Below are 12,190 nucleotides of genomic sequence, written 5' to 3' on the forward strand. Positions count from 1 at the left end.
TGTGACCGTCTCCCACGAGCCCCCGCGCGCGGGCGGCTCCTCGGCTCCGGCCGCGACGCCCGCCGCTCCCGCGACGCCCGCCGCTCCCGTGAAGGGTCCTGCCCGCAGGCGGCCCACCGCCCTGATCCTGACCCTCGCCCTGGTCGTGACGCTGGTCGTGCTGGCGCTGGTCTCCGCGGGGGTGGGCGCCTACCGCATCCCCGTCGGGGACGTACTCGCCTCCGTGCAGCACCGCATGGGCCTCGGCGGGGCCGCCCTCGACCGGGTCGGCGAGAGCGTGCTGTGGAACGTACGGCTGCCCCGCATCGCGCTCGCCCTGCTGGTCGGCTCCAGTCTCGGCTGCGCCGGCGCCCTGATGCAGGGGGTGTTCGGCAACCCGCTCGCCGAACCGGGCGTCATCGGCATCTCGGCGGGCGCCGCCGTCGGCGCGGTCGCCGCGATCGGACTGGGCCTCGGCTTCCTCGGGAACTGGACCGTCACCGCCTGCGCCTTCGTCGCGGGTCTGATCACGGTCGCCTCCGTCTACCTGCTGTCCCGCAACGGCGGCAGGACCGAGGTCGTCACGCTGATCCTGACCGGCATCGCCGTCAACGCCTTCGCGGGCGCCCTGATCGGCCTGTTCGTCTTCTTCGCGGACAGCGGCCAGGTCAACCAGATCACCTTCTGGCAGCTCGGCTCCCTCGCCCAGGCCACCTGGCCCAAGGTGCTCGCCGTCCTGCCCTGCGCCCTCGCCGGCCTGCTCGTGGCCCCGTTCCACGCCCGCAAGCTCGACCTGCTGGCCCTGGGCGAGCGACCGGCCCGGCACCTCGGCGTGGACGTGGAGCGACTGCGGCTGGCCCTGATCCTCGTCGTCGCGCTGCTGACCGCGGCGGCCGTCGCGGTGGCGGGCATCATCACCTTCGTCGGGCTGCTCGTCCCGCACCTGCTGCGGATGGCGAACGGTCCCGGCCACCGCTTCCTGGTCCCGGGCAGCGCCCTCGCCGGCGCCGTGGTCCTGGTCGCCGGCGACCTGGCCGCGCGGACGCTCGCGCAGCCCGCCGAACTGCCGTTGGGCGTGCTGACCGCGCTCATCGGCAGCCCGTTCTTCTTCTGGCTGTTGCGCCGGACCCGCCGCAAGCAGGGAGGCTGGGCGTGATCACCCTCTTCCGCCGGACCCGGCGGAGCATCCCCGTCCGTCCCGAACCCGGCGCGCCGTGCGCCGAGGCCGTGGACCTGCGCGTGCGCCTCGGGCAGCGCGAGGTGCTCGCCGGCATCGACCTGACCGCCCGGGCCGGCGAGGTGCTGGCCCTGGTGGGGCCGAACGGCGCGGGCAAGTCCACGCTGCTGGCCGCGCTCTGCGCCGACCTGCCGGCCGCGTCGGGGAGCGTACGGATCGACGGGCGCCCGGTGGACGACTGGTCGGCCCCCGACCTGGCGCTGCGCCGCTCGGTGCTCCCCCAATCGGCCACGTTGTCCTTCCCCTTCCCGGTGGAGGACGTCGTACGGATGGGGCGCGCCCCCTGGGCCGGCACCCCGCTGGAGGAGGACGACGAGGAGGCGGTGGCCCGGGCCATGGCCGCGACCGAGGTGACGGAGTTCGCGGGGCGCCCGTTCTCCGCGCTGTCCGGCGGCGAACGCGCCCGGGTCGCGCTCGCCCGGGTGCTGGCCCAACGGGCCCCGCTGCTGCTGCTCGACGAGCCGACCGCCGCCCTGGACCTGCGCCACCAGGAGCTGGTGCTGCGGATCTGTCGGGAGCGGGCCGCGGCCGGGGACGCGGTGGTCGTCGTCCTGCACGATCTGGGCCTGGCGGCGGCGTACGCCGACCGGGTGGCGGTCCTGCACGACGGGCGGATCGCGGTGGACGGCCCGCCGTCCGAGGTGTTCGAGGACGGCCTGCTGAGCCGGGTCTACCGGCAGCCGGTGGAGGTGTTCCCGCACCCGCGCGGCGGGGCGCCGCTCGTGGTTCCGATCCGCGGCTGAGCCGCCCGCGCCGACCGGTCGGTGATGATCACGGGCCGTGCGGCGGCCGGGTCGACGCGTTCCGTCGGGCGGAACGCGGAGGTGCGCTTGACCTCGTCTTGACCCGGCCATGGGGTCGTCATGGAGGGGTCGTGACGGCCTCGTGTCCGGCGGTGAAAGGTGAGAGCTGTATCACTGGACTGTCGGGTATGAGTGAGGTAAGCCTCGGTTAAGTTAGGTCCGCCTCACCAGCCCTTACCTCGCCAGGAGCCTCCATGCGACCCGCTCGCCTCACCGTTCTCGCCGCGGCCGCCGTCGTGGCCACGCTCACCGCCGTCACGGGCTGCGCGGAGAAGGGCGACGCCGGCGGGGACGGCGCGATCAAGGTCGCCGCCTCGGACAGCGCCTGCGAGGTCTCCAAGAAGGAGTTCCCCGCCGGCAAGATCACGGTCGACGTCGAGAACAAGGGCTCCAAGGTCACCGAGGTCTACGTCCTCTTCCCGGACGACCGGATCGTCGCCGAGCGCGAGAACATCGGCCCCGGCACCAAGGCCTCCATCACCGCCGAGATCAAGGCGGGCGACTACGAGATCGCCTGCAAGCCCGGCATGAAGGGTGACGGCATCCGCCAGGCGGTCAAGGCCACCGGCGGCGGCGCCGTCGCCAAGCGCAGCCCGGAGATGGACGCCGCGGTCGCCGAGTACCGCAAGTACGTGCAGGGGCAGGCCGACGAGACCCTCCCCAAGGCGCAGGCCTTCGCGGACGCGGTCAAGGCCGGCGACGTCGAGGCCGCGAAGAAGGCGTACGCCGTCTCGCGCATCGGCTGGGAGCGCACCGAGCCCGTCGCGGAGTCCTTCGGCGACCTGGACCCGAAGGTGGACCTCCGCGAGGCCGACCTGGAGGCCAACCAGGAGTGGACCGGCTGGCACACGCTGGAGAAGGCCGTGTTCAAGGACGGCAAGCTCGGCGAGCCGGAGAAGAAGCTCGCGGACACCCTGATGGCCGACCTCACCGTGTGGCAGAAGAAGGTCGGCACGGCCGAGATCACCCCGACCTCGATGGCGAACGGCGCCAAGGAGCTGCTGGACGAGGTCGCCACCGGCAAGGTGACGGGCGAGGAGGAGTTCTTCAGCCACACCGACCTGGTCGACTTCAAGGCCAACGTCGAGGGCGCGGAGAAGGCCTACCAGCTGCTGAAGCCGGTCGCCTCGAAGAACGACCCGGAACTCGCGAAGACCCTGGACACCCGGTTCGCGGCACTGAACACGCTGCTGGACAAGTACCGCGCCGACAAGACGGGCTACGACTTCGTCTCGTACGACAAGGTCGGCGAGGCGGAGCGCAAGGAGCTCTCGGACGCGGTCAACGCGCTGGCCGAGCCGCTCTCGAAGCTCGCCGCCTCGGTCGCGAAGTAACTCGGGAGAACAGCGGAGCGGAGGGGAGTACGAGGATGGCGGAGTCGACGTCCCAGCCGGCGGGAACGCCGGAGCCTCAGTCCGGCGACGGCCGGCACACCGACGGCCCGCGGGCGGACGCCCCGACCGGTGGCGGCGGCCCCGCCGCGCCGTCGCGGCGCGCCGTGCTCGGCTGGGGCGGCGCCGGGCTGGCGCTCGGCGCCGCCGCGACCGGCGGCGCCGTCGCGGTGTTCGGCGGTGGCACGGACGTGGTGCCGGCCGCCTCCTCGGGGGCGGCCGTGCCCTTCCACGGCGAGTACCAGGCCGGGATCGCGACCGCGGTCCAGGACCGCCTGCACTTCGCCGCCTTCGACGTGACGACGAAGGACCGGGCCGAACTCGTCGCGCTCCTCAAGGAGTGGACGCAGGCGGCCCGGTTGATGACGGCCGGGCTGCCGGTCGGCGAGGGCGGTTTCGGCGGTCTGCCGGAGGCCCCGCCGGACGACACGGGCGAGGCGCTGGGGCTGAAGGCCTCGCGGCTCACCCTGACCGTCGGCTTCGGGCCGGGTCTCTTCGCGAAGGACCGCTTCGCGCTGGAGGGCAGGCGCCCGGCCGCCCTGGTGGACCTGGAGCTGTTCCCGGGCGACAACCTGGACGCGGCCCGCTCCGGCGGCGACCTGTGCGTGCAGGCCTGCGCCGACGACCCGCAGGTCGCGGTGCACGCCATTCGCCAGCTCGCCCGGATCGGCTTCGGCAGGATCGCGATGCGCTGGTCGCAGCTCGGCTTCGGCAAGACCTCCTCGACGACCCCGGACGCGCAGACCCCGCGCAACATGATGGGCTTCAAGGACGGCACCCGGAACGTCTCGGGCACGGACCGGGAGGCGTTGGAGAAGTTCGTCTGGGCGAGCGCCTCCGACGGCTCCGACTGGATGGCCGGCGGTTCGTACCTGGTGGCCCGGCGCATCCGGATGCACATCGAGACCTGGGACCGCACCTCCCTGCGGGAGCAGGAGGACATCATCGGCCGCGACAAGGGCGAGGGCGCCCCCGTCGGCAAGTCCAAGGAGCGCGACGAGCCGTTCCTGAAGGCGATGAAGCCGGACGCGCACGTCCGCCTCGCGCACCCGGACACCAACGGTGGCGCGACGATCCTGCGTCGCGGCTATTCCTTCACCGACGGCACGGACGGGCTGGGCCGGCTCGACGCCGGACTGTTCTTCCTGGCGTACCAGCGGGACGTCCGCAAGGGGTTCGTGCCGATCCAGCGGGAGCTGGCCAGGAACGACTCGCTCAACGAATACATCCAGCACGTGGGTTCGGCCGTCTTCGCCGTCCCGCCGGGCGTCCGTGACAAGGACGACTGGTGGGGTCGGACGCTGTTCGCGTAGTTCCCGTGGGCGCGTAGGAGGATCCGCGTGTTCAGCAATTATCTGATCGGTCTGCGCGAGGGGCTGGAAGCCAGCCTCGTCGTCTGCATTCTCATCGCCTACCTGGTGAAGACCGGGAACAAGGACAAGCTCGGGCCGCTGTGGCTCGGCGTGGGGCTGGCCGCCGGGCTGAGCCTGGCCTTCGGCGCGGGCCTGGAGTTCGGCACCCGCCAGTTGACGTTCGAGGCGCAGGAGGCGATCGGCGGCTCGCTGTCGATCGTCGCCGTGGGCCTGGTGACGTGGATGGTCTTCTGGATGAAGCGCACCGCGCGGCACCTGAAGGCCGAGCTGCACGGGAAGTTGGACGCCGCCCTCGCGATGGGCACGGGCGCGCTGGTGGCCACCGCGTTCCTGGCCGTCGGCCGGGAGGGGTTGGAGACCTCGCTGTTCGTGTGGCGATCGGTGAAGGCCGCCGGCGACGGCGCGGGCCCGCTGACCGGGGTGCTGCTCGGCATCGCGACGTCGATCGTGCTGGGCTGGCTGTTCTACCGGGGCGCGCTGCGCATCGATCTCGCCAGGTTCTTCAAGTGGACCGGCGGTCTGTTGGTCGTGGTCGCGGCGGGCGTGCTCGCGTACGGGGTCCACGACCTCCAGGAGGCGGACTTCCTTCCCGGGCTGTCGAACAAGGCCTTCGACATCAGCGAGACGATCCCGCCGGACAGTTGGTACGGCACCCTGCTGAAGGGGACGTTCAACTTCCAGCCGGACCCGACGGTGTTCCAGCTCGTCGTGTGGGCGCTGTACCTGGTGGTCGTCCTGACCCTGTTCCTGGTCCCGGTGCGGTCCGGTCGGTCGTCTGCGCCGGCGCCCGCGACGGCGGCGGCGGCGGCGAAGGGGCCGGACGGCGACGACGCGGGCCGGCAGGCCCGAGACTGACTCCGAACGGCTACCAGAGGCGGTCGATCGTCCCGGGGTACAGCGGGACCCGGATCCCGGTGAACGCCGTACGGGCCGGCTCCGGGTCGGGGCCGAGGAAGGCCGCCAGGACCGTCTTGTCGAAGCCGGGGGCGTCGGTGGCCAGGGGGTCGGCGGGGGTTCCGCCGACCAGCACCGTGCCCGGGAGCCGTTCGAAGCCGGCCGCCTCGTAGAGCGGGCCGAGCGGCCGATCGCAGCTGAACAGGGCGAGGTCGACCGTCGGGTCGGCGGCCAGTTCGGCCCGGGCGGCCGCGATCAGGCGCCCGCCGATGCCCCGCCCGCGCAGCTCCGGCCGGGTCACCACCCCGCTGAGCCCGGCCGCCCGCCAGGTCCGGCCGGGCAGGTGGATCTCCTTGCGCAGCAGGGCCAGTGAGGCGGCCACCGTGCCGCTCCCGTCCACCAGCAGCACCGTGCGGGGGGCGAGGGCCGGGTCGTGGCCGGCGCCGGCGCCCGGCCAGGCCCGCTCCTCCAGGGCCCGGACCTGCTCGGCGAGCGGGGCGGGCGGTGTCTCGTACGTCTCGACGCGCAGCACGACGCCCTACGCGATCCGCACCCCGGCCCCGCCGACCCGCACCCGGGGATCGCCGGGGCGCAGTTCGACGGTGAGGATCCCGGGGCGGCCCATGTCCTCGCCCTGGTGGAGGGTGAGGAGCGCCTGCTGCGGGACGAGGCCGGCCTCGCGGGCGTACGCGCCGAAGGCGGCCGCGGCGGCTCCGGTGGCGGGGTCCTCGACGACGCCGCCGACCGGGAAGGGGTCGCGTACGTGGAAGACGGTCGGGCTCTCGCGGTAGACGAGTTGGACCGTGGTGAGGTCCAGGCGCCGCATCAGGGCTTCCAGGCGGGCGAAGTCGTAGGAGAGGTCGGCGAGTCGGGCGCGGGTGCCGGCGCCGATCACCAGGTGGCGGGCGCCGGCGTAGGCGATCCTGGGCAGGAGTGCGGGGTCCAGGTCGGTCGCCGGCCAGTCGAGCGCGGCCAGCGCCTCGGCGAGGTCGGCGTCGGCGATCTCCTCGACGTGCGGTGCGACGCTGGTCAGGGTGGCGCGCAGGCCCTCGCCGGGCTCGGCGGTGACCGAGACGGGGACGGTGCCGGCCGGGGTCGCGAACAGCAGCTCGCCGGGGCCGATCCGCTCGGCCAGGGCGACGGCGGTGGCCACGGTGGCGTGCCCGCAGAACGGCACTTCCGCCTTGGGGCTGAAGTACCGCACGGTGAAGGCGCGGCCGGGTTCGCCGCCGAGGTCGTGCGGCGGGTCGGTGAGGAAGGCCGTCTCGCTGTAGCCGAGCCCGGCGGCGATGGCCAGCATCGCGGGCCCGTCCAGGCCGGCCGCGTCGAGGACGACCCCGGCGGGGTTGCCGCCCGCCGGGTCGCCGGAGAAAGCCGTGTAGCGCAGCACTTCGGTCGTCATGATCGGCTCAACTTCCGGGGGCGGGAGCGCATTCCCGGGGCCGCACCGGCCTGGTCTCGGGTCGGCTCCCGGCCCGGTGGTGGCGGCGGGTCAGCCACGTCCGATGTAGGGCATGGCGCTCGCCATGACGGTCGCGAACTGCACGTTCGCCTCCAGGGGCAGTTCGGCCATGTGCAGGACCGTGCGCGCCACGTCGGCTGCGTCCATCACGGGTTCCGCCTCCAGTCGCCCGTTGGCCTGGAGGATGCCGGTCCGCATGCGCTCGGTCATCTCGGTGGCCGCGTTGCCGATGTCGATCTGGCCGCACGCGATGCGGTACGGCCGGCCGTCCAGCGACAGCGATTTCGTCAGGCCGGTCATGGCGTGCTTGGTCGCGGTGTAGGCGATCGAGTTCGGGCGCGGGACGTGCGCGGAGATGGAGCCGTTGTTGATGATCCGGCCGCCCTGCGGGTCCTGGGCCTTCATCACCCGGAAGGCGGCCTGGGCGCAGAGGAAGGATCCGGTGAGGTTGACGTCGACGACGGACCGCCAGGCCTCGTACGTGAGGTCCTCCAGTGCGACGCCGGCGGGGCCGAAGGTGCCCGCGTTGTTGAAGAGCAGGTCGAGCCGCCCGTGCCGCTCCCGTACCGTCTCGAACAGGGCGCCGACCTCGTCCGGGTCACTGACGTCCGCCGGTACGCACAGCACGTCCGCGGCGGCGCCGGCCGCCTTCGCGGTGTCCTCCAGGGGTTCCGGGCGGCGGCCGGCCACGGTCACCGACCAGCCGGCGCCGGCCAGCGCGAGGGCGACGTAGCGGCCGATGCCCGAGCCCGCCCCGGTCACCACGGCGATCTTGTTTCCACGTGCGTTCATGGGGCCGCAGGGTACGTCACACGGGAGGCGGGTCCACGGGCGTTCCGACAGCTGAGAGCATGGATCGCTCAGGGGTGCGAAAAGAAGACAAAAGACTGGAGTTCCGCATGTCGGAGAGAGGCCCCTCGACGGCCCCCTCGGAAGAGTCGCCGCACGGCTCGGTCCCCGTCGCCGGCGCGGTCCCGACCGCCGACGCCGCACCGCTGAAGGCCGCGCGGCGCACCGGCCTGCTCGTCACCTTCATCCTGGGCGGGCTGACGGCCCTGCCCCCGCTGTCCATGGACATGTACCTGCCCGCCCTGCCGCAGGTCACCGACGCCCTGCACAGCCCGGCCGCCACCGTCCAGCTCACCCTGACCGCCTGCCTGGCCGGCATGGCGCTGGGCCAACTGGTCATCGGCCCGATGAGCGACAAGTGGGGCCGCCGACGCCCGCTGCTCATCGGCATGATCGTCTACGTGCTCGCCACCGCGATCTGCGCCCTCGCCCCCACCACCGAGCTGTTGATCGCCTTCCGGCTCCTCCAGGGCCTGGCCGGCGCGGCCGCCATCGTCATCGCGCGCGCCGTCGTCCGCGACCTGTACGACGGTGTCGAGATGGCCCGGTTCTTCTCCACCCTGATGCTGATATCCGGGGTCGCCCCGATCATCGCCCCGCTCATCGGCGGGCAGATCCTGCGCGTCGCCGACTGGCGCGGCGTCTTCGTCGTCCTGACCGCCGTCGGCACCGCGCTGACCCTCGTGGTCTGGCGGGGACTCGGCGAGACCCTGCCGCCCGAGCGCCGCCACACCGGCGGCGTCGGCGCGGCGCTGCGGACCATGCGCGGGCTGCTCGGCGACCGGGTGTTCGCCGGGTACACCCTCGCCGGCGGGTTCGCCTTCGCGGTCCTCTTCTCCTACATCTCCGCCTCGCCCTTCGTGGTGCAGGAGATCTACGGTGCCTCGCCGCAGGCGTTCAGCCTGCTGTTCGGCCTGAACTCCGTCGGCCTGATCGTCGTCGGGCAGATCAACGGCAAGCTGCTGGTGGGCCGGGTCAGCCTCGACAAGGCCCTCGGCGTCGGGCTCGCGATCATCACCACCGCCTCGGTGGCCCTGCTGCTGATGGCCGGCGGGGTCTTCGGCGAGGTCGGGTTGTTCCCGATGGCCACCGCGCTGTTCGTGCTGATGTCGGCCATGGGCCTGCTGCTGCCGAACACCAACGCGCAGGCTCTGATGCGCACCCCGCACGCCGCCGGGTCGGCCTCCGCGCTGCTGGGCACCTCCTCGTTCCTCGTCGGGGCGATGGCCTCCCCGCTGGTCGGGATCGCCGGCGAGGACACGGCGGTGCCGATGGCTGTGGTGCAGTTGTCCTGTTCGCTGCTCGCGGTGGCCTGCTTCCTGGGCCTGTGTCGGCCGTGGCGCGGTCGGGGGCCGATGGCGGTCGCCGAGACCCGCGCGTAGGTCCTGTCCGGGTCGCGCACCGCCCGGGGCGCGGCCCCGGCCCGGCCCTGCGGTACGTCACCGGGCCCGGGCGGCGGTCCCGCCGCGTCACCGGGCCCCGCTCGGCGCCGTAAACTTCGCGGGTGAACGCCGCCTCCGCCCCCGCACCCACCACCGCCGCAACCCTCCGGTCCGCGCTGGGCGGGCTCCTCGACGGGCTCCCCCCGAAGCAGGCCTCCGCCGCCGTGGAGCGGCTCATCGCCAACTACCGGGGCACCATCCCGACCGACGCGCCCGTACTGCGCGACCGCTCCGACGTCGCGGCGTACGCGGCCTACCGGATGCCGGCCACCTTCGAGGCGGTGCGGTCCGCGCTGGACGGGCTGGCCGAGGCGGCCCCGGAGTGGGTCCCGGCCTCGCACGTCGACGTGGGCGGCGGCACCGGGGCCGCGACCTGGGCCGTGGACGCCACCTGGGACGGGCCGCGCGAGACCACCGTGCTGGACTGGGCGGAACCCGCGCTGGTCCTGGGTCGGGAACTGGCCGCGGCCTCCGCCTCCCCGGTGCTCCGCGCGGCCGAGTGGCGGCGGGCCGTCATCGGGTCCGGGATCGCCCTGCCCGACGCGGACCTGGTGACCGTGTCGTACGTCCTGGGCGAGTTGACGGCGGAGGCCCGCCGGGCCGTCGTCGCGGAGGCCGCGCGCGCCGGTCGGGCGGTGGTGCTGGTCGAGCCGGGCACCCCGGACGGGTACCTGCGCCTGCGCGAGGCCCGCGAGCAGCTGATCGAGGCCGGCCTGACGGTGGCCGCGCCCTGCCCGCACGACGGCACCTGCCCGATCGAGGTCGGGAAGGACTGGTGCCACTTCTCGGCCCGGGTCAGCCGGTCCTCCCTGCACCGTCAGGTCAAGGGCGGCTCCCTGCCGTACGAGGACGAGAAGTTCGCCTACGTGGCCGCGACCCGCTTCCCGGTCGAGCCGGCCACCTCCCGGATCACGCGGAGGCCGCAGATCCGGAAGGGACTCGTCCTGCTGGACCTGTGCGGTCCGCAGGGGACGGGCGAGGGCGAGGGCCTGACCCGGGCCACCGTGACCAAGCGCCACGGTGATCTGTACAAGGCGGCGCGGGACGCCGACTGGGGACAGGAGTGGCCGCCGCCCGCCGGGTGACGTCCGCCTCCGCCGCGTCCCTCCCGGTGACGTCCGCCGCGGCTACATCCGCAGCTCCTGGGTGCAGCACTTCACGCTGCCGCCGCCCTTGAGCAGTTCGCCCAGGTCCATCGGGACCGGCTCGAAGCCCCGGTCCCGCAGGGGTGCCAGGAGGCCCGTGGCGGCCTGCGGGACCAGCACGTGCAGCCCGTCGGAGACGGAGTTCAGCCCGAAGGCCGCCGCGTCCCGGTCCTCCACGAGGAGGGCGTCCGGGAAGAGGCGCCGGAGCACGGCCCGGCTGCCCGGCGAGAAGGCCCGCGGGTAGTACATGACCTCGTCGCCGTCGAGTACGGACAGGGCCGTGTCGAGGTGGTAGTAGCGGGGGTCCACCAGGTCGAGGCCGATGACCGGGCGGCCGAAGAACTCCTGGGCCTCGTCGTGCGACAGGGGGCTGGAGCGGAAGCCCCGGCCGGCCAGGATGTAGGTGGCGGTGACGGCGAAGTCGCCCTCGCCCTCGTTGACGTGGGATGGCTCGCGGATGTCCGTGAAGCCGTGGGTGCGGAACCAGTCGAGGTGGAGTTCCGCCTCGGCGGTGCGTTCCGGGTAGGCGAACCGGGCTCCGAGGACCCGGCCGTCGACGACCAGGGCGCCGTTCGCGGCGAACACCATGTCGGGCAGGTCGGGGTCGGGCACGAGGGTCTCGACGGTGTGGCCGAGGGCGCGGTAGCGGTCCCTCAGATCCTCCCACTGGGCCAGTGCGAGGGGCAGGTCCACCGGTTTCGTGGGGTCCATCCACGGGTTGATGGAGTACGTGACCTTGAAGTGCGCGGGCGGGCACATCAGGTATCGCCGGGGTGTGGCGTCTCTGCGCAATGAAGGCTCCTCACGGTGATGAGGAGTGAATCGTCTCTCCTCCGGGGCGACCGCGCACTGAACTGACCGGGTGGTTCAGCTCAATGACCGAAACACAAGACGAAACGTCTCGCATTGATACGTTGGCCGGATGAACGAGACCCCTGCCGCCCAGCCGCGAGACGCCAAGGCCCGCACCCCCAAGGCCCCGGACGCCGGCCGCCGCAGCGACCGGTCCCGGCGGGCCATCCTGGACGCCGCCCTGGACCTGGTCGGGGAGGTCGGCTACAACCGGCTCACCATCGAGGCCATCGCGGCCCGCGCGAAAGTCGGCAAGCAGACCATCTACCGCTGGTGGCCGTCCAAGGCGGCGGTGCTGCTGGAGGCCTCGCTCGCGCTGGCCGGCGAGGCGGAGGAGGGCGTGGAGTGGACCGGCTTCCCGGACACCGGGGACCTGGCCGCCGACCTGAAGCACGTCCTGCGGGCGACGGTGGACCAGTTCAACGACGTGAAGTACGAGGCCGCCGCCCGCGCCCTGACCGCGGCCGGCGCCACCGACGCGGAGCTGGGCGCACGTATGACCGAGCAGTTGCTGGAGCCCCAGCTCGCCCTGTACGAGGCACGGTTGCGCGCGGCGCGGGCGGCGGGCCAACTGGCGTCGGACGCCGATCTGCGGCTGACCGCGGAACTGCTGGTGGGGCCGCTGACGCACCGCTGGCTGATGCGGACGGCGCCGCTCACGCACGCCTACGCGGACGCCCTCGTGGACACGGTGCTGCGCGGCGTCGGCGGGGTGGGAAAAGTCACCGCCTGACACTCGGCCGACCGGGGTCCTACCGGGGGC

The 12,190-nt window shown here is 73.3% G+C and carries 12 protein-coding genes and 1 pseudogene; 8 read left to right on the plus strand and 5 right to left on the minus strand.

Translation table 11 applies throughout. From position 1 onward, the window contains the following. The first annotated feature begins 1 nt into the window (after position 1). Together ACQEVM_RS27700 and ACQEVM_RS27705 are read left to right on the plus strand one after the other, a co-directional pair. Positions 2–1,135 (plus strand): FecCD family ABC transporter permease, encoded by a 1,134-nt coding sequence (locus ACQEVM_RS27700; RefSeq protein WP_433083433.1) that lies wholly within the window; start codon positions 2–4, stop codon positions 1,133–1,135. Then, positions 1,126–1,959 (plus strand): heme ABC transporter ATP-binding protein, encoded by an 834-nt coding sequence (locus ACQEVM_RS27705; protein ID WP_433085415.1) that lies wholly within the window; start codon positions 1,126–1,128, stop codon positions 1,957–1,959. The genes ACQEVM_RS27700 and ACQEVM_RS27705 overlap by 10 nt, the downstream gene beginning before the upstream one ends. On the opposite strand, the gene ACQEVM_RS27710 is transcribed toward ACQEVM_RS27705, so the two are convergent. After that, positions 1,887–2,081, minus strand: coding sequence for a hypothetical protein (locus tag ACQEVM_RS27710; protein ID WP_433083435.1), 195 nt, complete (start codon positions 2,079–2,081; stop codon positions 1,887–1,889). The genes ACQEVM_RS27705 and ACQEVM_RS27710 overlap by 73 nt on opposite strands. Before the next feature lie 132 nt (positions 2,082–2,213). On the opposite strand from ACQEVM_RS27710, the gene efeO reads away from it, so the two are divergent. From efeO to efeU, 3 genes are read left to right on the plus strand one after another with little or no spacing between them, the layout of a single operon-like run. Next, the gene (efeO, locus tag ACQEVM_RS27715; protein WP_433083437.1) at positions 2,214–3,353 is read left to right on the plus strand and encodes an iron uptake system protein EfeO; all 1,140 of its coding nucleotides are present in this window, start codon (positions 2,214–2,216) and stop codon (positions 3,351–3,353) included. A 35-nt stretch (positions 3,354–3,388) separates the two neighbouring features. Beyond that, positions 3,389–4,723, plus strand: a complete 1,335-nt coding sequence (efeB, locus tag ACQEVM_RS27720; RefSeq protein WP_433083439.1) for an iron uptake transporter deferrochelatase/peroxidase subunit — start codon at positions 3,389–3,391, stop codon at positions 4,721–4,723. A gap of 27 nt (positions 4,724–4,750) precedes the next feature. After that, the gene (efeU, locus tag ACQEVM_RS27725) at positions 4,751–5,638 is read left to right on the plus strand and encodes an iron uptake transporter permease EfeU (protein ID WP_433083441.1); all 888 of its coding nucleotides are present in this window, start codon (positions 4,751–4,753) and stop codon (positions 5,636–5,638) included. Between the two features lie 10 nt (positions 5,639–5,648). Here efeU and ACQEVM_RS27730 read toward each other — a convergent pair whose 3' ends face one another. The 3 genes from ACQEVM_RS27730 to ACQEVM_RS27740 all read right to left on the minus strand — a co-directional run bounded on the left by ACQEVM_RS27730 (position 5,649) and on the right by ACQEVM_RS27740 (position 7,931). Next, positions 5,649–6,209, minus strand: a complete 561-nt coding sequence (locus ACQEVM_RS27730; protein ID WP_433083443.1) for a GNAT family N-acetyltransferase — start codon at positions 6,207–6,209, stop codon at positions 5,649–5,651. A 6-nt stretch (positions 6,210–6,215) separates the two neighbouring features. After that, on the minus strand, positions 6,216–7,079 hold the full coding sequence (locus tag ACQEVM_RS27735) for a PhzF family phenazine biosynthesis isomerase (protein ID WP_433083445.1): 864 nt from the start codon (positions 7,077–7,079) through the stop codon (positions 6,216–6,218). A gap of 90 nt (positions 7,080–7,169) precedes the next feature. Further along, positions 7,170–7,931, minus strand: coding sequence for an SDR family oxidoreductase (locus tag ACQEVM_RS27740; protein ID WP_433083447.1), 762 nt, complete (start codon positions 7,929–7,931; stop codon positions 7,170–7,172). A gap of 107 nt (positions 7,932–8,038) precedes the next feature. Here ACQEVM_RS27740 and ACQEVM_RS27745 point away from each other — a divergent pair, with 107 nt between their 5' ends. Both ACQEVM_RS27745 and ACQEVM_RS27750 read left to right on the plus strand, forming a co-directional pair. Beyond that, on the plus strand, positions 8,039–9,370 hold the full coding sequence (locus ACQEVM_RS27745; protein ID WP_433083449.1) for a multidrug effflux MFS transporter: 1,332 nt from the start codon (positions 8,039–8,041) through the stop codon (positions 9,368–9,370). Between the two features lie 122 nt (positions 9,371–9,492). Continuing rightward, positions 9,493–10,515 carry a small ribosomal subunit Rsm22 family protein gene (locus ACQEVM_RS27750; RefSeq protein WP_433083451.1) on the plus strand — a complete coding sequence of 341 codons (1,023 nt, stop codon included), beginning with the start codon at positions 9,493–9,495 and terminating at the stop codon, positions 10,513–10,515. A gap of 42 nt (positions 10,516–10,557) precedes the next feature. Here ACQEVM_RS27750 and ddaH read toward each other — a convergent pair. Further along, positions 10,558–11,394, minus strand: a pseudogene (gene ddaH, locus ACQEVM_RS27755) (dimethylargininase); the annotation flags it as partial. Between the two features lie 103 nt (positions 11,395–11,497). Between ddaH and ACQEVM_RS27760 the strand changes: the two are divergent. After that, positions 11,498–12,160, plus strand: coding sequence for a TetR/AcrR family transcriptional regulator (locus ACQEVM_RS27760; RefSeq protein ID WP_433083453.1), 663 nt, complete (start codon positions 11,498–11,500; stop codon positions 12,158–12,160). The last annotated feature ends 30 nt before the right edge of the window (positions 12,161–12,190 follow it).

It is taken from the genome of Streptomyces sp. CA-243310 (assembly GCF_050936775.1).
Classification (GTDB): domain Bacteria; phylum Actinomycetota; class Actinomycetes; order Streptomycetales; family Streptomycetaceae; genus Streptomyces.